This is a genomic window from Bacteroidota bacterium (assembly GCA_016722565.1).
Lineage (GTDB): Bacteria > Bacteroidota > Bacteroidia > 2-12-FULL-35-15 > 2-12-FULL-35-15 > 2-12-FULL-35-15.
Window position 1 is genome coordinate 653,432 of the sequence record JADKIU010000007.1, and the last position, 25,854, is coordinate 679,285.

General features: G+C 30.7%; 27 protein-coding genes and 1 pseudogene. 10 read left to right on the top strand and 18 right to left on the bottom strand.

The annotated features are described in order from the left end of the window. Positions 1 to 39: 39 nt before the first annotated feature. Positions 40 to 456 carry a hypothetical protein gene (locus IPP64_17730; GenBank protein MBL0331204.1) on the top strand — a complete coding sequence of 139 codons (417 nt, stop codon included), beginning with the start codon at positions 40 to 42 and terminating at the stop codon, positions 454 to 456. A 26-nt stretch (positions 457 to 482) separates the two neighbouring features. After that, on the top strand, positions 483 to 1,283 hold the full coding sequence (locus tag IPP64_17735) for an energy transducer TonB (protein MBL0331205.1): 801 nt from the start codon (positions 483 to 485) through the stop codon (positions 1,281 to 1,283). Positions 1,284 to 1,332: 49 nt separating this feature from the next. On the opposite strand, the gene IPP64_17740 is transcribed toward IPP64_17735, so the two are convergent. Beyond that, on the bottom strand, positions 1,333 to 2,031 hold the full coding sequence (locus IPP64_17740; GenBank protein ID MBL0331206.1) for a hypothetical protein: 699 nt from the start codon (positions 2,029 to 2,031) through the stop codon (positions 1,333 to 1,335). Positions 2,032 to 2,369: 338 nt separating this feature from the next. Here IPP64_17740 and IPP64_17745 point away from each other — a divergent pair, with 338 nt between their 5' ends. Beyond that, a complete protein-coding gene (locus tag IPP64_17745) occupies positions 2,370 to 2,963 on the top strand; it encodes a Crp/Fnr family transcriptional regulator (protein MBL0331207.1) in 594 nt (197 codons plus the stop codon). 2 nt (positions 2,964 to 2,965) lie between these two features. Then, positions 2,966 to 4,189 (top strand): hypothetical protein, encoded by a 1,224-nt coding sequence (locus IPP64_17750; protein MBL0331208.1) that lies wholly within the window; start codon positions 2,966 to 2,968, stop codon positions 4,187 to 4,189. 160 nt (positions 4,190 to 4,349) lie between these two features. Here IPP64_17750 and IPP64_17755 read toward each other — a convergent pair whose 3' ends face one another. The 4 genes and pseudogenes from IPP64_17755 to IPP64_17770 all read right to left on the bottom strand — a co-directional run bounded on the left by IPP64_17755 (position 4,350) and on the right by IPP64_17770 (position 7,873). Then, positions 4,350 to 5,039 (bottom strand): anaerobic ribonucleoside-triphosphate reductase activating protein, encoded by a 690-nt coding sequence (locus tag IPP64_17755; protein ID MBL0331209.1) that lies wholly within the window; start codon positions 5,037 to 5,039, stop codon positions 4,350 to 4,352. Beyond that, positions 5,020 to 5,190, bottom strand: a complete 171-nt coding sequence (locus IPP64_17760) for a hypothetical protein (protein ID MBL0331210.1) — start codon at positions 5,188 to 5,190, stop codon at positions 5,020 to 5,022. The genes IPP64_17755 and IPP64_17760 overlap by 20 nt, the downstream gene beginning before the upstream one ends. Continuing rightward, positions 5,150 to 7,294 carry a ribonucleoside triphosphate reductase gene (locus tag IPP64_17765; GenBank protein ID MBL0331211.1) on the bottom strand — a complete coding sequence of 715 codons (2,145 nt, stop codon included), beginning with the start codon at positions 7,292 to 7,294 and terminating at the stop codon, positions 5,150 to 5,152. The genes IPP64_17760 and IPP64_17765 overlap by 41 nt, the downstream gene beginning before the upstream one ends. A gap of 143 nt (positions 7,295 to 7,437) precedes the next feature. Continuing rightward, positions 7,438 to 7,873: pseudogene (locus IPP64_17770) on the bottom strand (Rrf2 family transcriptional regulator). A 164-nt stretch (positions 7,874 to 8,037) separates the two neighbouring features. Here IPP64_17770 and IPP64_17775 point away from each other — a divergent pair. Genes IPP64_17775 through IPP64_17785 form a run of 3 tightly spaced genes read left to right on the top strand, consistent with a single transcriptional unit; the run spans position 8,038 to position 9,726 of the window. After that, on the top strand, positions 8,038 to 8,811 hold the full coding sequence (locus tag IPP64_17775; protein ID MBL0331212.1) for a radical SAM protein: 774 nt from the start codon (positions 8,038 to 8,040) through the stop codon (positions 8,809 to 8,811). Positions 8,812 to 8,825: 14 nt separating this feature from the next. Then, positions 8,826 to 9,290, top strand: a complete 465-nt coding sequence (locus IPP64_17780; GenBank protein ID MBL0331213.1) for an acyl-CoA thioesterase — start codon at positions 8,826 to 8,828, stop codon at positions 9,288 to 9,290. A gap of 4 nt (positions 9,291 to 9,294) precedes the next feature. Beyond that, positions 9,295 to 9,726: a hypothetical protein gene (locus IPP64_17785; protein MBL0331214.1), complete on the top strand. Its 432-nt coding sequence runs from the start codon at positions 9,295 to 9,297 to the stop codon at positions 9,724 to 9,726. A gap of 17 nt (positions 9,727 to 9,743) precedes the next feature. Here the strand turns inward: IPP64_17785 and IPP64_17790 are convergent, their stop codons facing one another. From IPP64_17790 to IPP64_17815, 6 genes are all read right to left on the bottom strand, one after another. Continuing rightward, positions 9,744 to 10,922 (bottom strand): proline dehydrogenase family protein, encoded by a 1,179-nt coding sequence (locus IPP64_17790; protein ID MBL0331215.1) that lies wholly within the window; start codon positions 10,920 to 10,922, stop codon positions 9,744 to 9,746. A gap of 34 nt (positions 10,923 to 10,956) precedes the next feature. Beyond that, complete coding sequence (locus IPP64_17795) at positions 10,957 to 11,637, bottom strand: cbb3-type cytochrome c oxidase subunit I (GenBank protein ID MBL0331216.1); 681 nt, start codon at positions 11,635 to 11,637, stop codon at positions 10,957 to 10,959. Then, positions 11,630 to 12,259, bottom strand: a complete 630-nt coding sequence (locus tag IPP64_17800; protein ID MBL0331217.1) for a cbb3-type cytochrome c oxidase subunit I — start codon at positions 12,257 to 12,259, stop codon at positions 11,630 to 11,632. The genes IPP64_17795 and IPP64_17800 overlap by 8 nt, the downstream gene beginning before the upstream one ends. Further along, positions 12,246 to 12,668 carry a cytochrome c gene (locus IPP64_17805; protein MBL0331218.1) on the bottom strand — a complete coding sequence of 141 codons (423 nt, stop codon included), beginning with the start codon at positions 12,666 to 12,668 and terminating at the stop codon, positions 12,246 to 12,248. The genes IPP64_17800 and IPP64_17805 overlap by 14 nt, the downstream gene beginning before the upstream one ends. 105 nt (positions 12,669 to 12,773) lie before the next feature. After that, positions 12,774 to 14,156 carry a tyrosine phenol-lyase gene (locus tag IPP64_17810; GenBank protein ID MBL0331219.1) on the bottom strand — a complete coding sequence of 461 codons (1,383 nt, stop codon included), beginning with the start codon at positions 14,154 to 14,156 and terminating at the stop codon, positions 12,774 to 12,776. 93 nt (positions 14,157 to 14,249) lie between these two features. Further along, positions 14,250 to 16,055, bottom strand: coding sequence for a hypothetical protein (locus IPP64_17815; GenBank protein MBL0331220.1), 1,806 nt, complete (start codon positions 16,053 to 16,055; stop codon positions 14,250 to 14,252). A 148-nt stretch (positions 16,056 to 16,203) separates the two neighbouring features. On the opposite strand from IPP64_17815, the gene IPP64_17820 reads away from it, so the two are divergent. The 3 genes from IPP64_17820 (at position 16,204) to ric (ending at position 18,580) form a co-directional block, all read left to right on the top strand. Further along, positions 16,204 to 16,776: a fasciclin domain-containing protein gene (locus IPP64_17820; protein ID MBL0331221.1), complete on the top strand. Its 573-nt coding sequence runs from the start codon at positions 16,204 to 16,206 to the stop codon at positions 16,774 to 16,776. Positions 16,777 to 16,933: 157 nt separating this feature from the next. Continuing rightward, complete coding sequence (locus tag IPP64_17825; GenBank protein MBL0331222.1) at positions 16,934 to 17,551, top strand: thioredoxin family protein; 618 nt, start codon at positions 16,934 to 16,936, stop codon at positions 17,549 to 17,551. Positions 17,552 to 17,635: 84 nt separating this feature from the next. After that, positions 17,636 to 18,580: an iron-sulfur cluster repair di-iron protein gene (ric, locus tag IPP64_17830; GenBank protein MBL0331223.1), complete on the top strand. Its 945-nt coding sequence runs from the start codon at positions 17,636 to 17,638 to the stop codon at positions 18,578 to 18,580. A 239-nt stretch (positions 18,581 to 18,819) separates the two neighbouring features. On the opposite strand, the gene IPP64_17835 is transcribed toward ric, so the two are convergent. The 7 genes from IPP64_17835 to IPP64_17865 all read right to left on the bottom strand — a co-directional run bounded on the left by IPP64_17835 (position 18,820) and on the right by IPP64_17865 (position 25,483). Continuing rightward, positions 18,820 to 19,185 carry a group III truncated hemoglobin gene (locus IPP64_17835; protein ID MBL0331224.1) on the bottom strand — a complete coding sequence of 122 codons (366 nt, stop codon included), beginning with the start codon at positions 19,183 to 19,185 and terminating at the stop codon, positions 18,820 to 18,822. A 1-nt stretch (position 19,186) separates the two neighbouring features. Further along, positions 19,187 to 19,954, bottom strand: a complete 768-nt coding sequence (locus IPP64_17840) for an ABC transporter permease subunit (GenBank protein ID MBL0331225.1) — start codon at positions 19,952 to 19,954, stop codon at positions 19,187 to 19,189. Next, positions 19,947 to 20,660 carry an ABC transporter ATP-binding protein gene (locus tag IPP64_17845; protein MBL0331226.1) on the bottom strand — a complete coding sequence of 238 codons (714 nt, stop codon included), beginning with the start codon at positions 20,658 to 20,660 and terminating at the stop codon, positions 19,947 to 19,949. The genes IPP64_17840 and IPP64_17845 overlap by 8 nt, the downstream gene beginning before the upstream one ends. After that, entirely contained in the window at positions 20,657 to 21,892 is a 1,236-nt protein-coding gene (locus IPP64_17850; GenBank protein ID MBL0331227.1) for a nitrous oxide reductase family maturation protein NosD, read from the bottom strand. The genes IPP64_17845 and IPP64_17850 overlap by 4 nt, the downstream gene beginning before the upstream one ends. Then, entirely contained in the window at positions 21,892 to 22,914 is a 1,023-nt protein-coding gene (locus tag IPP64_17855) for a nitrous oxide reductase accessory protein NosL (GenBank protein ID MBL0331228.1), read from the bottom strand. Before IPP64_17855 ends, IPP64_17850 begins: the two co-directional genes overlap by 1 nt. Before the next feature lie 76 nt (positions 22,915 to 22,990). Continuing rightward, positions 22,991 to 24,979, bottom strand: coding sequence for a Sec-dependent nitrous-oxide reductase (gene nosZ, locus IPP64_17860; GenBank protein MBL0331229.1), 1,989 nt, complete (start codon positions 24,977 to 24,979; stop codon positions 22,991 to 22,993). 18 nt (positions 24,980 to 24,997) lie between these two features. Continuing rightward, entirely contained in the window at positions 24,998 to 25,483 is a 486-nt protein-coding gene (locus IPP64_17865; GenBank protein MBL0331230.1) for a cytochrome c, read from the bottom strand. Between the last annotated feature and the right edge of the window lie 371 nt (positions 25,484 to 25,854).

Genomic DNA, 25,854 nt, shown 5'->3' on the forward strand with positions numbered 1-25,854 from the left:
TCACCACTACATTTGTTGTATCTCTTTAAAACTCACATTATGAAGCAAACATTCCTCGGTTTAATTTTTATACCCATTTTAGTGTTTACCTCTTGTCACACAACAAAAAAAGCAGCGATAACCACACCTGTCTCATCACCAAATACTACGTCATCCGCTCCCCCTTTTCCGTTATCCCAACCGGTGGATGGAAGTCCGGCTCCCGGGGATGACGCGTTGGCTGCCATTCAAAAACAATATTCAGATGCTACGTTAGAACAACTAAAAGAAGGACATGCAATTTTTACAACAGGTGCTTGTATCAATTGTCATGGTGTTTCTAACATTCATCAATATGAGCAAGCACAATGGAAAAGCATTCTTGAAGATATGACGCAAAGAGCCTATTTATCAAATACACAAAAAGATGCTGTTACTAAATATGTATTGGCAATAAAAGCAATGCCATCGAAATAAAAACTACTTTTATAAAAAACAACGTTATGAAAAATAAAATCGTTTTTTCGCTATTACTTTTAATCGTGATCAATGGGATTTCTCAACCTTCCAAATTTGAGTATTTCGGCAGACTTAATCCATCTGTAAAAAAAGATAAATTGAATGATGCCAAATTTGTTACAGACCTTTCGCCTGTGTTGTGGCACCTACTGATTTTGCCTAACAAGGATCGTGTTGAACTGGACGAACAAAGAAAATTAAATTATCCGCTGGGCTTTTTTGCATATCCTCAAGGTGGTTATAATACAATTGTAGATTATGTTTCGGTTGAAATTTCTACGACACACAATGGTGTTGTTGTAACATCCACAGGGGCAAAAGAAGCGCTAACAACCGAACAAAAAAACAACATCAAGAGTGCTGACCTGGGAAGTGATATCAATGTTGTTATTCGGTTCAAATACAAGAAGCAATTAAGTAATACAATTGTGGCCAACAAGTTAATAGAAGGCAATTTGAATATCACCGTGGTACCAGCATCAGAAGCGGAATTTCCGGGTGGCAATAAGCAGTTGACAAATTATCTGAATGAAAATATTTTTGAAAAAGTTTCTGAGAAAAAAGCGTTCCGAAATCTCCCACAAGCAGTTGTAAAGTTTAGTGTTGATGAACACGGCAAAGTGATGAATGTAAAGATGTCACGTTCGTCAATGGATGCAACAACAGATTTACAAATTATAAATGCGATTAACAAAATGCCGAATTGGAAACCGGCAAAAAATTCAAACGGCAAAAATGTTGCACAGGAATTTCAAATTCCATTTGGGATGTCAGGAGGGTGTTAAAATAATTAATAAATCTAATTCTAAAGTGAAATTCGTCTTACCTTTTTCTTCAACAGATCATCAATAGCCGGCTCTGTCCATTTTTTTCTTTTGGAGCACGATGAATACACGGGAGAACAAGACTTTCAGGATGGTCAACCGCCAACTTCCATAAATGACCAAGTCCTAAGCTGATAGGTTGTGCATTAGAGTTAGGCAGATAATGCAAATCAAAAAATTGTTCATTTAAAAACGATTCAAATCCTTCATTAGCTCCACCATATATTTTTTTGAGTTCATCACGTATTTCGGGAACAAGCACTTTTTGTTTCGCTTGTGCATTTGGCACTATTTCACTTGACTCGCCATCATACGTGCATAAAAAAGTATCGGTTGGTACCGGAGATCGATCTACATGAAAAGAGTAAACATCTCTTGGAAAAAACGGATAGGTATCATCTCTCTCATAACACTTGATCAAATTGAGGATTGGAGAAGCGCCATGAGCTTTCAACATCTTTAAGTCATTTAAAAGAATTTCGCGAGCAAGTTGTCCTTGTTCACTCAATTGAAGTTCAAAAAGTTCATCCTGATCAATTACTGCTATATTTTCTTTTAGTTCGATCTTATTCGCAATCTCCGAAAAATTACCTTGTAGTTTGCGGGTCCAGCAAATAGCATTCACTTCTCCCTGAAACGGTGTGGAAATAAGTTCATGAAAACTACTAACACATTGAATTTGATTCGAAGTTTCAGAAAACGCTATCATACTGTTTACTTGTTTGAATGAAGTTCGATGACTGTAATAAGTGATGCTGACTATTGAATTATCAAAAAAAAGCCGCTGAAAAATTCAGCGGCTTTCTGTACCCAAACAGTTGCACTTATCGAACTTTTTAACTGATTTTGAAAGGATTAAAAGTTACATGGGTTCATATATAATAGAAGCTAAGATTTCAATTCGTTTTTCGAGACACTAAAGTGGTTTTATGCTTAATAAGTAATAAATTTAATGATTATAATCATACTTTTAACTAATAGTAAAACGTAAATTTGTGATGCTGTTCCTTTATTTTTATTACTTTTAAGGAAATAAGAAATCTGTTTATGCAAATTGACGCTGATATATTAATAACATGGGGGGCTATAGCTAAAAAATTCAAAAAGGGTGATTTTATTTTTCATGAAGGAGATCACCCTAGGTATTATTATCAAATAATTGAAGGAACCGTTAAAATGTTTAATGCCAATTTAGACGGAAAAGAATTTACCCAATCAGAATTTAAAACTGGACGCAGTTTTGGTGAGCCACCCATTTTCATTGATGAAAACTACCCTTCTTCAGCTGTTGCTTGTCAGGACTCAATTGTTTTGAAATTATCAAAAGAGAAATTTTTAGAAATTTTAGATGAATATCCTGTGTATCAAAAACAAATGATTATTCTTTTTGCTAAGCGAATATATAGTAAAGCTACAACCGCCAGAGAAATTATAAACAATACGCCTGAGTCAAGAATAATAGGGTTTCTGAATGATTTTAAAAAGAAAAACAATCGAGAAAGTGAGAAGGTTGAAATCCCTTATACTCGCCAAGAGATTGCTAATTATACTGGATTAAGAGTAGAAACGGTTATTAGGACTTTAACAAAAATGAAAACTAAAAAAATAGTTCAGATAGTTGAACGCAAACTCATATATTGATTATGTCTTTTAATATTAAATTCTGGTTAAAAATATCGCTTATTAATTTGTTAATTGTAGCTAGCCTTGGTGTTTTAATGAGGTATAAAATCGGGTTTGATTTTCCATATTTCAGTCAAAAAAACATACAACACGCGCATTCTCATTTCGCTTTTTCTGGCTGGATTACACATTCCTTATATATATTAATGATTCACTTTGTATTGAAAAAATTACCCCTATTAAATACTAAAAATTATAAACGAATTATCATTGCAAATTTAATATGCTCGTACGGTATGTTGTTTTCTTTTTCATATCAAGGCTATAGTACTTTATCAATCATTTTTTCTACAATTACAATAATTATTGCTTGCTTATTTACATTTTTCTATTTTAAAGATTTAGAAAATGTTGATGATTCTAACCCTTCTAAACCTTGGTTTAAAGCAGCTTTATTATTTAATATTATTTCATCAGTTGGAACCTTTTATTTAGCATACATGATGGCTTCCAGAAATTTTAATGAACACTGGTATTTAGCCTCTGTATATTTTTACCTACATTTTCAATACAACGGATTTTTTATTTTTTCTTGTTTGGGTTTGTTTTTTAGTGAGACCACAAAAATACTACCTCAATTTAAATATGATAAAGTATATTTTAAACTATCTTATATGTCATTTATCCCTGCCTATTTTCTATCAACATTGTGGGCAAAATTACCTAATTGGCTATATGTTATTGTTGTAATTGCAGCTTTTATACAAGTATTTTTATGGATAAAGATTATCAAGGCGATAAAAACATCACTCAAGTTGAGTGGTACAACATTAAATAAATTTCAGATTTACTTATTTCTATTTGTAGGCATTGCGTTTACAGTTAAACTAATGTTACAATTAGGCTCAACAATTCCTGCTGTAAGCGATCTTGCATTTGGATTTAGACCAATCGTTATTGCGTATTTGCATTTAGTTTTATTAGCAGTAATTTCTGTATTCATTCTATCATTTCTATATACTTTTAAATTAATATTAGTTAATAAACTAACCACTATAGCATTTAGCGTATTTGTTATAGGGATATTTTTAAATGAATTAGTTTTAGGTGTTCAGGGAGTGGCTGCTTTCAGCTATATAGTTGTGAAATATGTAAATGAAACTCTTTTTGGAGTATCATTATTACTTTTCTCAGGTACGATATTAATGGTGCTTTCTCAAAGAAAACAATCATCAGAAATATAACAAATGACATCGTACTATTTAATGAAAACACTTAAAATATAAAACTTAAGTTCATCAAAAAATTTCGTCCACATTATGCTGACGATTTGCATACTTCATTAGTTAGATAAACGTGATTATAATCATAAGATAATCTTTATTCTGTCATTATCCAGATAAACTAATTTCTTAAGACAACTGATAATTTTGTATTAAGAGAAGTGAAGTTAATAGGATTTAGTTCCGAGTTTTCTATTCCTGATAATGTATCTGTATCATTCATAAATTTTTGAATATAGTAAGTCCCTCTATAATCAAACTTCTCCAAAACTTCTATCATTTTTTGAATATCCTTTTGAGCCAAAAGAGATGAGTGAATTGTAGTTCTTACCTCAAAGGGAACATTACTATTAATTAATAATTTAAGGCTATAGATAAACTTAGAATACAAGTTAGAGTTTGTTATAAATTTAAACATCTCTGTTGGCGCCTTAAAATCAAGTGCGACATAGTCAATTAATTTTTCTCGTATTAAACAATCTAATATGAGGGGGGCTGTTCCATTTGTATCGATTTTAACTAATAACCCCATCTTTTTTATCTCCGTTATGAGGTTAATACAACCTTTATGAAGGGTGCATTCCCCTCCACTCAAAACTACACCATCCAATAAATTAATTCTAGTTTTTAAAAAATTTAAAGCCTCATGAAATGACAACTTTCCTTTACCTAATACTATATCTGGATTATAACAATATAAACATCTCATATTACAGCCTGCAAACCATAAAATGCAGGCTGTTTTATGAGGGTAATCCAACAGAGTAAATGGAGTGATGTTGTAAATTGGCTTAGCGACATCTACTCTCATTAAATTGTAATCGTTGTTTATGTTCACCTTTTTTCCCAATATTAAAACTTTCTACAGGTCTATGATAACCCATTACTCGTGTATAAACGAGGCATTTTGTTCGCTGCAAATTATGACTTTGCAACAATTGATTGTTTTTGTGTGTTTTCATGTTTAATATGATTAAGCTTTAATTTTTCTAATAAAATTTCATCGCATTCTGGACAATATTCATGCTCCCCTGATAAATATCCATGAGTGGGACAAATACTAAATACTGGAGTGATTGTAATATATGGTAATCTAAAATTTGAAAGAACTTTTTTTACTAAGTTTCTACAAGCCTCCGCTGAGCTTAATTTTTCTCTCATATATAAATGTAAAACTGTACCTCCAGTATATTTGCATTGTAATTCATCTTGTAAAAGCAATGCTTCAAAAGGATCGTCTGTGTGATCCACAGGAATTTGGGAGCTATTTGTATAGTAAATGTTTTCTTCGGTACCAGATTGAATAATATTTGGAAATCTTTTCTTATCTTCTTTTGCAAAACGATACGTTGTACCTTCTGCAGGAGTAGCTTCTAAGTTGTATAAGTTTCCAGTTTCTTCCTGATAAAGCTTCATCTTTTCACGAATATATTCTAATATTTGACCGGCAAATTCAATCCCTGTTTCAGTAGTAATATTATCTTTTTCACCCGTAAAGTTCAATATCATTTCATTGATTCCATTTACTCCAATTGTAGAGAAATGATTTCTAAAATGACTTAAATACCTTTTAGTGTATGGATATAGCCCTCTATCATACATATCTTGAATAAAAACACGTTTCTTTTCTAGTGTAGATTTTGAGATTTCAAGCAAAAAATCTAAGCGCTCATATAAAGCTTTTATATTTCCTTTATATAAATAACCTAAACGAGCCATATTAATTGTAACAACACCAATACTTCCTGTCATCTCAGCACTTCCAAACAATCCGTTGCCTCTCTTTAATAGTTCTCTTAAATCAAGTTGTAATCTGCAACACATGCTTCTTACAGCATTTGGTTTATAAGCCTTCTCGTTTTCAATTTTATTCCCATTATCATCTAAGACATATTGGCTACCAATAAAATTTTGGAAATATGAAGAACCAATCTTTGCTGTATTTTCAAATAATAAGTCTGTATTTTCGCCATACCAGTCAAAATCTTCAGTAATATTTACAGTAGGAATTGGAAAAGTGAAAGGTTGTCCCTGAGAATCACCTTCTGTCATTACAGTATAGTAGGCCTTATTTATCATATTCATCTCCGTTTGAAAATGCTCATATCTCATGTCAATTAGATCACCAACTCCTCTTTCTCTTGCAAGTTCAATAAGTGTAATGTCATTTATTGTTTTAAAAAGATGATTATCATTTCTTGTAGGGATCTGTTCTTTTAAATCAGAAGGAACTACCCAATCTAACGTGATGTTAGTAAAAGGCGATTGCCCCCAACGTGCTGGAACATTGAGGTTGTAGATGAAACTACGAATAGCCTTCAATACTTCCTCAAAAGATAATTTATCCTTAAATACATAAGGAGCTAAGTATGTATCAAATGAACTAAAGGCTTGAGCACCTGCCCATTCACTTTGAAGTATTCCTAAGAAATTGGCCATTTGTCCTAGTGCTTCTCTAAAATGAGAAGGAGCCTTGCTCTCAACTCTTCCTCGGACACCATTAAATCCATCATTCAATAATGCTCTTAAACTCCAACCAGCGCAATATCCAGTTAAACAATCTAAATCATGAATGTGAATGTCTCCATTACGATGTGTTACTCCCTCTTCAGGAGAATATACTTTATCAAGCCAATAGTTAGCAATAATTTTTCCCGCAACATTATTTACTAAACCAGCATTTGAATAAGCCGTATTGGCATTAGCATTAATTCTCCAATCTGTCTGTCCTATATACTCTTCAATGGTTTGAGTACTATTAATATATGTAGTAGTAGTATCTATATTATTAGTTAATTCTCTTTGTAATTTTCTAGTATGTCGATATAACATAAACGATCTCATAACATCGAAGTACTTTCTAGCAAATAGCTTTTTTTCAATAATATCCTGAATCTCTTCAACGCTCCATGTGTCTTTAGAAATAAGTTCAAGGATGACTTCTTCAAAAATTCCCTCTTCAAACTTTTCATTTACACTTTGAAATCCTTTTGAAATTGCATCCTTAATTTTAAAACAATCTAATGGTTTGTATTCACCAGTTCTTTTAATTACATATTTTTCCATTATATTTATTTTAGAGTAACTATTCATGTGTTTTTAGACAATATCATTCCACCCTATGTACTTAGGTTTTAAAATTAAATAATTAAATTTGATTGCGTAGTTTAAGAGTTAAACCCTAACAGTAATTACTTCTTAAAGTATATTTAGTTTTTTAAATAGCTTAATCCTTCTAATACGCTATTAGACATTCCAGCTAGTGTTGTTTTTTCTAGCATTTCTAATATATCTTTTTTAATATGTTTATACTTATTATGAACTGGGCAAGGACTTATTTCCGAGCATTTGCTCAATCCCAAAACACATTTCTCTTCGTGCAATGAACCATCAATCGCAATCACAATTTCAATTAATTTAACTTTATTAATCCTTTTTTAAGTCTGCTTCAAATCCACCTGCTGATCCTTTTACTGAATTAATAATGTTCTTTTTGACAAGGGTTTGTAAAATTTTTGCAGTAAACGCTTCAGGGGAACCTATTTCTTTAGAAATCCCTTTTAAACTTGTCCTGTTTCCATTAATAGATTGTTCCGCAACATATATAGCTGCCTTTATACCATATTCACAAGCTTTCGAAAAAATCATAATTCATTTTTATTTAAGCAAAAATATATTTTTAAAAAACATATCGGACAAACATGTCCGAATAGTTATAAACAAATTATTGTCAATAATAATAAAACCTAAAACCTAAAAAATGATTTAGCTCATATTGAAAGGCATAAAAAATAATTAATATTACATATATGTCAGTATTGTACAATAATATCGTATTTGGTCCAATAGTAAGCAGACGTTTTGGAAGTTCACTCGGCATTAACTTATTGCCTTTACAAAATAAAGTTTGTAATTTTAATTGTATATACTGTGAATGCGGTTGGACTGACTTAAAATCAAATAAAATCAAATATTTAGGGTCAAGTGAAATAATTACTGCAATAGAAAATCGTTTTAAGGTACTTAAAAAGGAAAAAATACATATTGACAGTATTACTTTTGCAGGAAACGGTGAGCCTACAATGCATCCTAAATTTTCAGAAATAATAGACGCTGTTATTCAGCTTAGAGATATTTATCTACCAAAAATAAAGATAACCGTTTTATCAAATTCAACACTTTTAGGGAACAAGTCAGTTTTTGAAAGTTTAAAAAAAATAGACTTACGGGTTATGAAATTGGATGCTGGTAACACTGATATGCTAAAAAAAATTGACAAGCCTCTTTCCTCCAAAACGATAGAATGGTATATAGAAAAATTAAAAGAATTAAATGGTGAATTAATTATTCAAACAATCTTTTTAAAAGGTTATTGTGATGGAGTATATGTTGATAATACTACAACTGATGAGCTATCTTCATGGCTTAATGCGATAAAAGAAATTAATCCAAAATCTGTTATGATTTATACTATTGATAGAGAAACCCCTGCTGATAAACTTGAAAAAATTTCAGCTAAAACATTGAATTCGATTTGTGATCAAGTTTTAGCAAATGGAATAAATGCCAATGTTTATACTTAAATAACTAATTAATAATGAAAAAGATTAAAACATCAAAAAATTCAGAAACAATAATGACAGAGATTGTTTGCCCAAATGATACAAATCCGATGGGAATTCTTCAAGGGGGAAGACTAGTTCAATGGATGGATATTGCATCTGCAATTTGTGCTCAAAATCATGCTGAACATATTTGCGTTACAGCATCAATCGACAGTGTTAAATTTAAGAAACCTGCAAAGATTGGCGACATCATTACTATTAAAGCTAAAATGACACGATCATTTAATTCTTCTATGGAAATATTTGTACAAGCTTGGGCAAAGAAAATACTTAGTCAAAAAGCCTATTTAATAAATGAAGCATACTTTACGTTTGTAGCACTTGATGACAATGCAAATCCAGCTATTGTGCCAGGAATAAAACCAAATTCTGAAATTGAGAAAAAAGAGTATTTAAATGCTTTAAAAAGAAAAAACAGCCGCTTACAAAACAACTAGCATTATGAATCCAATTCCTGATAAATTAGCAGCATTTTTACAAGAAAATAAAATTTCTACTGTTTGCTTTATTGACTACGAAAACAATCCGTATTGCATTAATTGTTTTTACTCATTTGACGAAGAGTCTCTTATTCTAGTATTTAAGTCAGCAGTTGGCACTACTCATCAAAAACTAACAAAACCAATGGCATGTATTTCAGGAACTATATTGCCAAATGTGATTGACACATTAAAATTAAAAGGAATCCAATTCACTGGAAAAATAATTGAAAATGAAGAAATTGATAAGTTACAACTAAATTTAAAATATGTAAAAAAGTACCCCATGAGCCTTGCGGTAATGGGTTATGTGTGGGCTGTAAGATTAGATTTTTTAAAATTTACAGATAACACGTTAGGATTCGGAAACAAAACAATCTGGACTAGTAAATAAAACTCACGTTAAATAATTTATAGATTATCTCTTCGTTCTATTTCTTTCTTCAATCGCATAACTTCATCAATTATTTGCCCATCAATAGAAGAATTTTCTTCTGATCTTCTAATTAAATACGGGATAGCTTTTTTCACTTCTCCATAAGGCAAATATTTAGAGGAATTATATCCATTTATACTTAGATTAAACGTTAGGTTATCGCTCATTCCGTATAATTGCGAAAATCTAATTTTTGAATAGTGATTAGTAATATTATACTTATGAATGCAATTAATAGCATGTATTGTGCTATCATTGTTATGTGTAGCAATACATGAATCAACTTTTTTAAACTCACGTAAACATATTTCTACAGCTTGGTTAAAAGAATCATCTGTTTCTTTTTTTGTATCAAATACAGGAGAACCTTTCCCCTCTTTTATAGCCTTCTCTTTTTCTTTTTCAACATAAGCACCTCTTACTAATTTAATTCCAGGAACATAATTCTTTCGCTCAGCATCTTTAATTAAAGCACCTAGGTATTGTATTCTATCCTTAAGGTACATTTGAAGAGTATTAAATACAACAGCAAAATCTTTGTTATATTTTTCCATCATCATTTCTGTAATTTTATCAAAAAGATCCTGCATGCATCTATCTTCAGCATCAATAAAAAGAATTACTTTTGAGTCATGTGCTGTTTTACAGATTAAATCGATTCGATTTATTAATCTATCAAATCTCGGTAATAAGATTAAATCATTAACAAATTCAATCCCATTACAATAAGTTAGAAACTTAGGATTTTCTAATCCTGAAATTTTTACACTTATATAATTACCAGGACATTCCTTGCCCAACCTAATAATATTAGAAACAATTATTTTAGCATTACTATCAAAAGATTCATCATTATTTTCTCCTTCAGAGACATAATCCAATACAGATTTTACCTTAAATTTTTCTAAATAGTGAATTTTTATAAATGTTGTATCTATGTCATCCCCTGCACAAAATACGTTAAAAACTGTTTTTTTTATTAGAAACTTAAATGGCAAATTATATTTTAGAACACCTTTCGTAAAAAAAATTAATAGTTTAACTATTTTTTGTTTTTGAAGTAAACAAAAAACAAAATAGGTGAACTTTATTTCTTTATTTGATTTATAACTGTATGCAGTTTTTAAATCTTCTAAGTCTATACTATTTTTCATAATAAATAGATAAATGGGAATAAATCAATTCACTTTATGTTTTTTTTGCAGTATTAATTAAGATAATAGCGAAAGAACTTAAGGCTATCAATAATCCCAAGCCAGCAAAAGCAAATACAATAAAATCGGGCCTTAAGGATTCCATCATTTTAGAATAACTTTCTTGATGATTGCTTAATTGCCAAATCCCTTTTTGTATTCCAGCGCCATTTAGTGATAACCAAAATACTAACAAACTGATTTGTAATAACCAGAACAGATAATTTAAATATTTAGACTTATCCTTTTTATTAAAAAACTCGAAGCATGCAGCTAATAATATCATAGTATTTATCCCTATGGTAGTACCCATTGCATGTGCGACTGTTACATGTGTACCGTGTGTGTAAATATTTATTGCTGGTATCGACATCAGTATGGCCTGGCCCATATTAAGGAAAACCCATATATCTGCAGCCATAATAAATCGATAAGGGAAGTAATGATAATTTTTCTGAATGGCATTAATACTAGCTCGCCAATCATAAATGATTTTAATAAAAAATACCCATTCCGTCATACTAACTATATATCCGATATATCTAATATAGTTTTCTGTAGGGAGAGTGTAAATATGATGCCCCCAATTAAACATTAGATTAAATAGTCCTAGAAAATACATAGCAAAAGCAAACTTATTGGTCCCAGTGTTTTTACTATTAGATATTTTATCCATTAAAAAAAACGCAGTACCATATAAAATCTGATTCGGAACCAACCAAAGACCCATTTACTTTCCATTGAATTGTCATGTCAGTAATAAAATGTTCTCTGAAATATGGAAATATCCATAAATAATTTTCTGAAAAAGTAAATAGAAAAAACAAAACTCCCGTGAGCCACATCCAAATATACACAGGCCAGTCTTTTACTTTTTTTACTAACGAATAAAAATTTACTAGAAATAAAATCCACGCAATTGCTATTGGTAAAGCCCAAATAGGATTAAATTCCCAATATTCTCTACCACCAAAATCTTTATTAAAATATGAAGTCACAATACCAATAATTGCAAAAATCCACAATATCCATTGAATAAGTGCAATTTTGTATGTTCTAGCTTCTGTTATATATTGCTTTAGTCCATTATAAATACAACCAGTAGCTCCTAAGATAATCCAAAAAATAGCTGATGAAACATGTAATGGTCTTAATGAAACAAAGCCTAATTGGAGTTTCATAAAATCAGGAAAAATATAAATAATAGCGGCAAATATTCCGAAAAATAAGCCTAGCATTAACATACATAATGAAGTTACTAAAAACAGCTTTCCAATATTAAATTTAATTAGTTTCATTTTTCTCTATCATTCCAAATTTATCTATACTAAAACTTCTAAGATCACTTTTTCCGCTTGCATCAGTAGATTTCAAAAATTCAATAAGTAAATTCATTTCATTGTCAGTTAAATTAAATGCTGGCATTTGCTTAGTTCCTGATTTAACCAGCGCTCTAACTGTTTTTTCTCCCTTACTAGGATTAGAAATAATATTAGTTAAATCGGGTCCTAAGTAACCCCCTAAGCTATATAACTGATGACAACTTTGACAATTATAGGCTTGCCATACTAATCTACCTTCAGACGCTTTCTCTTTATTAAATTTTGAATCCTCTTTTATAGAAAGTGGCTTTAAATATATACTAATTGAATAAATAAGAAAGCACAGACTTAGAATAAAAAACATATGTTTAGGTTTGAATTTCATATGTAGATAGTATTGTTTTTCTATGGTCATATGATATATGCAATGAATCCTCATTTGTGTTTGTTCACTTAGACACATGGCTATTTCATATGACATGAAATTCATTTATATTTTTTCGAATTTTGCCTGAAAAAAACGCAAGTACTTTGGCTCATAAATCATTTTCAATCCTTTAATGGAATTTCTTCGTTGATAAACCGCAGCTGCTGACTCAGCAATCACATCCATGTGCGCTTGAGTGTAGACTCTTCGCGGAATAGTAAATCGTACTAATTCTAATTTAGGGTAATAATTTTCACCATTTGATTTTCTTCCTGCTGAAATTATTCCTCTTTCCATTGTTCTAACTCCAGAATCTATATAGATTTCTGCAGCCAAAGTTTGGGCTGGAAATTGATCTTGAGTAAGATGAGGTAAAAAAGCTTTAGCGTCAACAAATATACCATGACCTCCAATTGGCTTAACAATTGGAATTCCGTATTCCATCATTTTATGACCTAAATATTCTACCTGACCTACTCTAGCATGTTGATGATTATCATCCAAACTTTCAGCAATTCCAATGGCAATAGCTTCCATATCTCTGCCAGCTAATCCTCCATAAGTATGAAGTCCTTCGTAAACCACAACTAAATTTCTTGCTTCTTCAAAAACATCCCATTCATTTGTCGCCATAAAACCACCAATGTTAACTAAAGCATCTTTTTTAGCACTCATAGTAGCACCATCCGTTAATGAACAAATTTCAAAAACAATATCTTTAATGCTTTTATTATTATATCCTTTCTCTCGTTGTTGAATAAAATATGCATTTTCTGCAACTCTAGTCATATCATGTATAATACGAATTTTATGTTTTTTAGTATAGGCTCTTAACTCCTTTAAATTAGCCATGCTAACAGGTTGGCCTCCTGCTAAATTTACATTAGTTGCAAGACTTACATAAGGAATTTTTTTTGCACCATGTTTTTTAACAAGCTTATCAAGTTTATTTAAATCCACATTCCCCTTAAATGGATGCTCATTTAATGGGTCATGTGCCTCATCAATAATAATATCTGCGAAAATACCTCCTGCCAGTTCTTGATGTAATCGCGTTGTTGTGAAGTACATATTACCAGGTATAATATCACCTTTTTTTATTAAAATCTTTGACAAAATATTCTCTGCTGCTCTGCCTTGATGTGTTGGCACTATATATTTATAACCATAATATTTTTTTATAGCATCTTCCAATTTATAATAACTTTTACTTCCAGCATAAGCTTCGTCACCAGTCATAAATGCGCCCCATTGTCTATCACTCATTGAGTTTGTTCCGCTATCAGTTAGTAAATCAATATACACGTCTTCTGATTTTAAAAGAAATGTATTATAGCCAGCTTCTTTAATAGCTTTAATACGTTGTTTTTTGGTTGTCATTTTTAATAATTCAACCATTTTCATTTTATAGGGCTCTGCCCAAGATCTTTTAACTATTTGTTTCATAATATTTTTATTAATTTGTTTTAATTAAATTAGTTCATCTTCATTTCATATCTGTTTGTCCTGAATACATAATACGTATTAAATCTATTAATATTATGCAGTATGCAACAAGGGCAAAAGATTTAATGAAGATTTTATTTCTTCGAGTTGTTCTATAATATTGTTTTTAAATTCAGTATTACTTTGTTTAATTTTTGGAATGAGTTCTTCATAATAATCAATACCCTTTAATAAATTAGATTTAAAGGTTTGGAAGTGAGATAATTTTTTATCGGTAATTACATTGAATTGATCTTCAATTTCTTTTTTTAAATAATCAAAATATAATTGCAACTCATTCACAAAAATATTGGGTCTATTTAAATTATTTAAAATATTTAGTCGTCCGTAGATATGGTCAACCATTTGTTTCAGAGAAAACGTGTCAGAAAAATATGCCAAATTTGGACCTGGGCAAATTGTGACTGCGCTTAAATTGTGTGAAAGTTTAGTTTTATTTTTTAATAAAGCTGATGCCCCAAGACCTTCACATAAACAATCTTTTTCTGTTACTTTTTCAATCTCATGCTTTAAGAAATTGTTATCAGTAATTTGACTCTTTAGTTGTTTAATTTTTAAATTTTGGTATTCTCTAGAGGCTGTGCAAATAGGCTTATCTGTAAATTCTATATCCATAGAAAGAAATTTTTTGAAACAAGGGCTTCCTGGTCTGTTTTTATTAATTCTCATTTTACGTTGCTCTTCCGAACTACTACTTCTGAAATTACTAAATGGAACACCTAAAGGTGATGCGTGACTTAAATAATAATCATCTTTCTTGGCTGATTTTAATTTATTTAGTGTTTCACTATCTACATTAGTTGCTTCTGGCACTAGTAGAAAAGGGCTGCCCCAACCTGTTGAATCTAAATTATAATAATCAATCAAAAAACTATTTTCTTCACTTGTTCCGATACCACCTTGTGCGGTAATTTTTAATTCTGGTTTAACTATAAAAGGGTTTCTGCCTAATCTTTTTAATGCATTCTCACATTCTACTAATAACTCATTATACAACTCATTTCTTTTACTTTTAAAATCTTCTAATATTGGGCCTAGAGGAATTCCATTTGATATAAAAGCGTGCCCCCCGCAATTAATGCCTGATTCAATCCTAAATTCCGAAATCCATAATCCTTTTTTAGCAAGATATTTACCTTGAATTAAAGCAGAGCGATAATCGCTCACTTTTAGTATAATTTTCTTACTAATAATTCCCTTTAAATTAGGATAAAAATCTTCAAATGTTTCGCAATAACTAAATAATCTTGGATTTAACCCAGCAGAGAAAACGATAGAAGATTTAACATTACTATTTGCATAACCTCTTAAAGCGGAAAGAGCATCAGAAAATTGTGTAGGCAATTCATTACCATCAGGATCATAATTTGGTTTATCTAACTTTGTCATGATATTGACATCAATTTTGCCTGGTATAATTAAATAGCGAAGTTGTTTTTGTAGTTTTTCTTTTTCATGTGTTTGGCTTGAGAGCATTTTATAATACAAATTTTTTATTTCTGAATCATCAGGTAGCATTTCAAAATACTGAACAATGTCTTTTCCCGTAATAAAATCTTCGCGCTTAATTTCTTCGATTTGTTTATCAATTATGTCTTGAATTAGATTTAAGTAAGCGGTTATTCTTCTCGCTCTATAATCACGCTCAGTCGTGTTAATTTTAACATATCCTATATGTTCATTTTTACAAATTACTTCCCTCATTTGTTCAATAAGATAATCTTCAATTACTGACACAACGGAGGTAATACCGTATTTAGCAACTTTTATGGGAGTATCTATCGTGTAGGCTAATCCCATAACCGGGATGTGAAAAGTGTGCGGTGTTAAATCTTTCATAGTACAATTATTTTTTGTTTTGACAAATATATTCACTTTATTTTCAAATAAGACAAGTTTGTCCGATTTAAAAACATATTCTCAAACTTATGATTTCAATCATAAACTATTGAAAATAAACTCGATATTTTTGATAAAAAAATATATTATGAAAACAACATTAAAATACTTATTAATAGCAGGATCTATTGGACTATTCTCTTGTGGTTCACAAACAGAAGCTACAACAGAAAGTAATAGTGAAAATAACACAGAAGCCACTGCAACTGAAGCTACGGGAGCAGGTCAATCTGGTGTTCAAGATGCAACATCTAATCCCAATATAGTTCAAGTAGCTATTGGAAGTAAAGATCACACTACTTTAGTTGCAGCAGTTAAGGCAGGCGAACTTGTTGACGCATTAAGTAATGCAGGACCTTTTACAGTTTTTGCTCCAACTAACGCAGCTTTCGAAAAATTACCCCCAGGTACAGTAGATGGATTATTAAAACCTGAGAAAAAAGAAGATCTACAAAACATTTTAGGTTATCACACTTACGTGGGAGCATTAAAGATCGAATATATGAATGATAATCAAGAATATGATATGGTATATGGCGGTAAAGTGAAAATAACCAAACAAGGTGATAAAACACTCGTAAATGGTTCTGAAATTGTCGCTTCAATTACAACAGCTAACGGTATTATACACGTAATTGGTGATGTATTATTGCCAAAATAAAAAATATTAATCAAAAAATAAAAAAGAGTTGAATTTTAATACTAAGTATCGATTGTTTGATTAATAAGAAGGCTACCTCAAAAGGGTAGCCTTCGTCAATTATATGATAAGCAATAAATATGATTATAATCAATATATAAATAATATAATAACCTTTGTGAAAAAAATGGAAACCAATGTGTTACAAAAAATTACTAAATCATATAATTATGATGAGTATAAAAAATTGATTATCAAATACGCAGAAGAATATACGACATCTGGAGAAGAATTAAAAGAACGAATTGCTGCCACATTAATTAACGCTCAGCGAATGAAACGCATAGACAAGCAATGTATAATAAATTACAATTTACACACATTGACAAGTCAAATAAATAAAAAACAAAGATGGTTAGTGATTTCAGAAACTTGGTGTGGCGACAGTGCCCAATGTATTCCAGTAATAGCTAAAATTGCAGAACTAAATGAGAATATAAAATTAGAAATAATTTTCAGAGATGAACATTTAGATGTTATAGATTCTTTTTTAACTAATCGGTCTCGATCTATTCCGAAACTAATATGCATAGATGAGGAAACCGAGTCTATAAATTTTATTTGGGGGCCAAGACCAAAAGCAATACAAGATAAAGTATTAGAATTAAAAAAAAACAACCATGAAATTACACATGATGAACTCGTGAAAAATATTCACCTATGGTATGCTCAAGACAAAACTAAATCTATTCAATCTGAATTTATCGATTTGTTAAATAATGTAAAAATAGATTAATAAAGCTATTGTATGATTCAAATCATTAATTGACGATAATAACCTATCTAATTTTGTATCTAAAATATTATAAAAAATAATAAAATGGAAACAATTGAAACATTAGATGTAACAGTCATTGAACCAAAATTTAAACATCCAACTATTTTTCAAAAATTTGATACTCTACAAGAAGGGGAAGCGTTTATTATTCATAACGACCATGACCCAAAACCTTTATTTTATCAATTAATTGGAGAAAAAGGAAATATTTTTTCTTGGGAATATCTTAAATCTGGACCAGAGTATTGGGAGGTTAAAATTAAAAAAAATAATTTTTCTTCCGAGACTACAATTGGTGAACTAGTAGCAAAAGATTTTAGAAAAGCAGAAATATTCAAAAAATATAATTTAGATTTTTGTTGTGGAGGAAAAAAAACTGTAACTCAAGCATGCAATGAACAAAAAGTTGATTATATGGCAGTTGAAAAAGAATTAAGTATTCTCGACATGGTTAAGACAACACCATCGCAAAAGTTTGATGAATGGAACTTAGATTTTTTGGTTGATTATATTTTAAATACTCACCATGAATATGTGAAAAAAGCTATTCCATTATTGATAGAATATACAAGCAAAGTAGCAAAGGTACATGGCGACAATCATCCAGAAGTAATAACCATCGCACAAAAATTTAATGAAGCCGCAGAGGAATTAAATGGCCATATGAGCAAAGAAGAACAAATACTATTTCCATATATAAAAAAACTTGTTTTAGCTAAATCAAATAAGTTACAAACTCCAAATACTGCCTTTGGAACTATAAAAAACCCAATACATATGATGGAAGTTGAACACGATGTAGTGGGCGATATCTTTAAGGAAATTAGAGAACTAACTAATAACTATATGCCTCCTGAAGATAGTTGCGCTACTTACAAAGTTTCGTATTTGAAATTAAAAGAATTTGAGGAAGACTTGCATCAACATATTCATTTAGAGAATAATATTCTTTTCCCAAAAAGCATTTTATTAGAAAATGGATTTTAACAATTAATTAAACAGACCCTAAATGGGTCTGTTTTAATTTAAAGCATTATGTATATAAATGAAAAAACAAAACATCAGCTTTAATAAATTTTAATCCTAAATCATTAGATGCAATTGTTTCAATATCAAATAATTTTGACACACTTAAAATACCAATATTAAGAACGTGTCTAACATAGAGATTTAGGAACAAGTTACCAAAAATAATAAGGTTAAGTGAAAATGAAATTTATAATAACCTACTTGAGTATTTGCATTTGCATAACCTTAGCGATATTTGAGGCCATCAGTTTTATTAAATCCGCTTTTTCGCCAGAAAATAATTCATCTACAGATTCAATAAAAAGTTTGGTCCATTCATCAAAATCCTTCATTGATAGTGGCGTTTTTGCATGAATTTCAAGATGTTTATCCATAGGGTTTCCACTATAACTTCCAGTATAGAATACTACGTTTTCCCAAAATTTATACATTACTCCTAAATGTTTATCCCATTGAAAATCATCATTAAAGAAATGACTAATAGTTGTATCCTTTTTTACTTTTTCGTAAAAAAGATTAACCAATTTTTCAATATCTTTTTTGTTTAGAATGTCCTTTTTCATTTTACAAATCCTTTCTTTTAAATTTTAATAGAGAAATCCAAAACGGAATGATAATCCATAGTAATAAAATAAAAAAAGCTATAACTATACCTAAAGATGTGCCAAAAAAGTCTTTAAAAATTGCTCCAGTATATCCCATCATTGCAGAAACATCCATATGTAATAATATTAATATTCTAGCTAAATCAATCGGGTTAAACGCAGTAATTGCAACCATAATTTTTTCGATAGGATAATCCGAAAACTGAAATAAAACAAATAAAACAAGGCCATCAAAAAGCAATGCGAAAAACAACCAAAGCATTATGGCTATACCTATTCCCTTAGCCTTATCTCTTGTAATAATTGAACTTAAAAATGCAATAGCAACAAATACAGTTGTAATAAAAAAACCAACCAATAACATCATCACTCCAACATCTGATGGAGCATAAAACAGAATGGGGATTCCTGTTCCAATAAAAAAAGACAATAATAAAGATGCGCTTAAACCAAAAAATAGACTCCACCAAATCTTACTTCGTTTTATTGGTTGACTTAACAGCAATTCAATAAACTCAGAACTGTTATAAATATAAATAGTTGAAAACACAACAGAAACCAACGGAACAGTTAAAAGTATGACATTTAAAAGTGTTAATAATCCTTTTGTACTATTGTCTTCTAAACTAAATACACTCCAGGATAATATTGATAAAATTATCGTGTATACTAAAACAATTTTATTTTTAAGTATATCTAAAACAATAAATTTTATAATTCTATTCATTGTTTCTGTCTTTTAAAATTTTGGCAATTGCTTTTGAAATTCGTTCTTCTCCTGTTGATGATTTTAAATCATCAATTGTTTTATGGAATTGTACAACGCCATCTTGCATAAAAATAATTTGAGTAATTAAATCATCCAACTCACTTAACAAGTGTGATGTAATTAATATTAATTTCCCTTTTTGTTTTTCTGTAATAATTTTTTCTTTTAAAATTTCAGAGGCTAAAGGATCTAATCCCGCTGTAGGCTCATCTAATATTAATACATCTGGATTAAATAAAAAAGCTAGTGTCGCACTTACTTTTTGAGTTGTGCCACCAGACAGTGTACTCATTCTTTTATTAAATAAATCTTTTAATTTAAATTTATGTAGTAAATCCTCATCTAATTGTTCGCTAGATTTTCTAATTTCTTTCACCATTTCTAAAATCTGACCAATAGTCATATTATCAGGATATCTGCCAATTTGGGGCATATAGCCAATATTCTTTCGGTATTCGAAATTTTTTGAAATAAACTCTTCTTTAAATTTTATAGTGCCTTCAGAAGGAATAACCATTCCTAAGATACTTTTAATCAAAGTGGTTTTACCACAACCATTGGGGCCAATAAGGGCAATGCATTCGCCTTGCTTAAATGATAAGTCTACACTATTTAAAACTTTGAGTTTGCCAAAATTTTTTGACAACTTATTTATTTCTATCATAATTTTAAAGAGTGCATTAACGGTGTATTGTCAATAAAATTATCAGGAGTTAAACTGGGCATTATTTTTTCGGATTTATCTAATAAAGTAACCATAAAACTTCTAAACAAAAGCATTGCTGGTGGGTTGTTTTCAACGATAACAGAAAAAAGACTTAGTGGATGATAAGGAACATCGCCAATTTTGTTTTTATCCAAATCATACCCTTCATATTTATCCCAATAATTTCCATTGAAAGTATTTAAAACAAGGGATCCATTAGTACTAATATCAAAAGTATTACCTACAAAATTATTTGATGCAATTTCATTATCCATGCAACTAGCTTGGATTTTCATTCCCCATCCATTTGCTTCAAAAATATTTTTTTCAATTTTAATTCTACTAGTGCCTTCCATGTGTATGCCTTCAGTGTTTTTATAAAATTTATTCCCAAAAATATAACTATCCGATATTTCTTTTAAAAATAAGCCATAAGCTGCATCGCCCCAGTTCTCGGTAAATGTATTATTAATCATTTTTACCTTATGAGTAAACATAACTGACACACCAGCACCATTATTTTTAAATACGTTAGAAATATAAGAATCATTATTTGAAAACATAAAATGTAGTCCATAGCGAATATTGGACGTTGAAACATTTCGCCAAATAATAGAGTTGGTAACAAATTCAAAATAAATTCCATCTCTGTGACCAGACACTTTATTTGCAATTACCTGCAAGCTGTCGCTTTTCCAACAATGTATACCATTACCAATTTGTTGTTCCTCGACACCATATGCGGTAATGTGATTGTTTTTAATGATACAGTTTTTACAAAATTGTAAATAGATTCCAAAAAAATTATCATCAATGATATTATTACTAATGATAACATTATGTGTGTCATAAACTTTTATGGCACAAGGATCGTCTAAAGTGGCGAATCCTGAATGTTGAATTTTAAATCCTGAAACTAAAGTATTTGCCGCTTTAATGGAAAGAATTTCATATTTCTTTTGACCATCTAATACCGGGAAATTAACACCAATTAAATTAACTGCTTTACTAATTATTATATTACCTTCTTTATAAATACCTTCATGAACATATATGGTATCTCCGTTTTGAATATTATCAAGAGCACTTTTTATACTCTTATATGGCATGGTTTTCCCAACTTCAAATTTATTTGCATATATACAATAAGAAGTTAAAGAAAGTAATAATAAGACAATTAATTTTTTCATTATTTATTGATAGTATTCCAGTCGGTAAACTCTGCCGCTAATTCAAGAGCATAGGTAGTTGCACTTTCTCTGTCTTTAAAGGCAGCAACATTTCCTCCCATAGGACTTTTTACATTATCTCCTTTAATATAAACAGAAGTCTCAACAGGAAGTAGCTGATTATCACTAGGGAAATTTGCAACGAATAATTCAGCATTTAATGCTTTCTCTTTATTATCGTTCTTATAATCTATTAAGCATGAAATATCATCGAATTTATATGTTCTTCCTTTGGGGGTAAACAATACTGCTGCGAATTGGGGATTTGATATAGTCATTCCACAATTATCGCAGTTGTCAGAATTTATTTTGATAGGATCTGGATTTTTTTGTCCACATGAGAAAAAAGATAATAGCATAATTGGTAATACCATAGTCATCGTGTTTTGCTTCTTCAGTTTCTTTGTTTTCAAATACTCTAAAAAAACAGCAACAACCATTAGTAAACCACTTGTTATAAATAACCAGCCACCAATATCTGGAATTGAATATGCTCCAAAATTCAACAACTGTTTAAATCCTATAAGCGGTGGTTGATAGGCCATCCCTGGAACTATTATTGCAGCACTGGGATCTAAATTGTGCCCATAATTATATTCCCAGCGCCAAAAATCGACCATTGCAATAATTCCAAATAAAACAAATGCCCCCAATAATATATGTAATGCTTTTCTTTTTCTTATCAAAACGACTATTAAGCATGCTAATGCATAGCCACTAATTATATAAGGTAAAACCGTAAATTCAATAAACTCATCAGCGTGAAGTGTTTTCATTCCGATGTAGTGATTTAATCCATTAATAATTTCTACCTCACCGCCAATTTTATTGGCGTGAATAGTTAAAGCTAATCCCTCTGGATATTGCGGGGCATCTAATTCAATTCTCCAAATTGGATTGAATAAAGATACAACTAATAAAACTCCAGCTATCACAAGTAGTCCTTTGGAAATTATTCCAATATTTTTTTCATTTGAGTTCATAAACGGATTGTTAATTAAATAAAAAGGGAGCAGAAAAAATTTGTCTGCTCCCTATTATTATAACAAAAATTATTTATTATTTAGAAGCAGCTGCTACTTCTGGTTTAGTTACACCTGTTCCAAATTTAAGTGGAACATTACTTCCAGCTGGAGACACTCTAACGTATCCTGTCATTTCTTGATGTAAAGCACTACAGAAATCAGTACAGTACATTGGAGAAATACCAACTTTTGTAGGAGTCCATTTTAATGTTTGCGTTTCACCTGGCATGATTAGTAATTCTGCATTATCAGCTCCTTTTATTGCAAATCCATGAGGAACGTCCCAATCTTGCTCTAAATTAGTTACATGAAAATACACTTCGTCACCCATTCTAATTCCCTCAATATTATCAGGAGTTAAATGTGAACGAATTGCTGTCATATACACATGAACTTTGTTCCCTTCTCTAACAACCTTTGATTCCTTTTCTCCTTTAGCTACGTATGGGTGAGCATTTTCTTCAATCTTAAACATTTTAACAGACTTGTCTTTTATAACGCTTGCTAAAACTGCTTGTGCATAATGCGGCTCTCCAATTGTAGGGAAATCTAAGATTAATTTCATTTTTTCGCCACTGATATCAAATAGCTGAGCACTTTGTGATAACTCAGGACCAGTAGGTAAATAGCGATCTTTAGTAATTTTATTATATGCAATTAAATATTTCCCAGTTGGTTTCTTTGTGTCGCCACCAACTACACATAAGTGACCGATAGAATAAAATGTTGGTTGCCTATCTATTACTTTTAAATCTTTAATATTCCATTTAACTACTTCAGAAGATACAAACATTGATGTATATGCATTTCCATTATCATCAAATTCAGTATGCAAAGGCCCTAATCCTGGTTTTTTTACTTCACCGTATAGAGCTGATTCATATTTAATAACTGGAATTCCTTCGAATTCGCCATCAAAACTTTTTGCAGCAATTGCTTTCAACATTTTATCATAACTAAACACTGGAATAACAGCCGCTAATTTACCACTTGCAACAATATATTCTCCAGTAGGAGAAACGTCACAACCATGCGGTGATTTAGGACACGGAATGAAATAACAAATGTCTTTTAATTCTTTAGAATCTAGTACAATAACTTCTGTTTTAATTTCTGAAGTTGCAGTGTGCGTTTTTTCACTATATGTATTATGTGCATATCTAACAGCCTGTTTTCTTCCTTTTCCTGCTTTTAAATACTCTTCAGCTTTTTTCCAGTTTACAGCCATTACAAAATCCTTATCTTTTTGAGAAGCATTAACTTCTAACAACGTATTTGCTTGCTCTGTATTATAGCAAGAAAAGAAAAACCAACCATGTGAAACACCTTTCCCTGCACGACTTAAATCGAAGTTAACGCCTGGACACTGAATTTGAAATGCAATATCCATTTTACCATCTTCTTTTCCTACACTAATAAAACTTAATGTTCCTTTAAAGTTTTCTTTGTATGTATCAATTCCTACATCTCCATTAGCATCATCCATTGGAACGCTAAAACGAGTTCCAGCTACTACATATTCTGTATTTTCAGTAATAAATGGTGACGAGTGATTTCCTCCACTATTTGGTAATTCAATAATTTCCGCTGTACGAAAAGTAGTTAAATCAATACGAGCAACGCGAGGCGTGTTATTTGCATTCCCAAATACCCAACGCCCATCAGCTTCACCATTTGTTTTGGAAAGTTGAACGTGATGTAAATCATCCCAAGGAACCATACCATGAGAGGTATTTAACATTGGTTTTGTTTCTTCACTATATCCCCATCCCTTTTCAGGATCATTTGAAAAAACAGGAATTACTCTTAATAAACGACCAGATGGTAATCCGTAAACACTCATTTGTCCACTAAAACCACCACTTACAAAGTTGTACACTTCATCGTATTTCCCTGGAGCAACATAGGACTTTATTCCTGAATCACCACTTACGGCATTAGCTGTATCTTTTGGTTTACATGATTGCAACCCGACAGCGGCAAATATACCTGTTACTGCTGCTATTTTGAAAAAATTTTTCATATGTTTTTTTTTAGTTACTTATTTTACTCCGTCAATTTTTCTCATATACTCTAAAATAGCTCTTGCATCATCATCTGTTAAACTTTGGTTCGGCATTCTAACCAAACATAACTCTAACATTGCCTGTGCTTCTGGATCTTTATCAATCATTGGATCTGGATTTGTGATAAAGTTCATAATCCATTCTCCTGTTCTGCGTTTCGTAACATCTTTCCATCCTGGTCCAACTAGTTTCTCCTCTGTCATTTTGTGACAAGAAGTACATTTAACATTTGACGCATCTTCTCCAACCTTAGCTTGGGCCTCATCTAACTTATCACTTAATGCAAGTGATTCGGCAGTATATTTACCTTCCCCTCTTTTTGGATCATACGTTTCAGCATCTTTTACCATGCTTTGAGGGGCTTCTTGGGCTCCCGTTTCTGTTTTTGGTTTATCTTCTCCGCCACATGAAGAAAAGATAGCTGCTATCATAAGTGAAGCAAGTACTGTAAGTGTTTTCATAATAGTATTAATTAATGTTAATTTGAGTGTAAAAATCTATGTAAAAAGTGTGCTTTTTTATGATTGCAATCATAAAAAAGCAAAAAAGGCTCAAATGATGAGTATTATCATCTAATTCAAAGATAATGCATGATAATTATCATGTATTAGAGTTTACTAAATTACAACTCTAAAACTTTCGATTATATATGAACAACTCAAGTCTAAGTATAGCTATAAGAATTAGTGATGACAAAATTTTTAATCCCTATTTAAACAATCTCATCTTTTTGTTTTTGTGGTATTTCCTTTCGGTTTGGTAAATGATACGAAAATCGAGCATTATCGAACCCCTGAAGTAAATCGGGTGAATGTCCAATTATCAAAGGGTT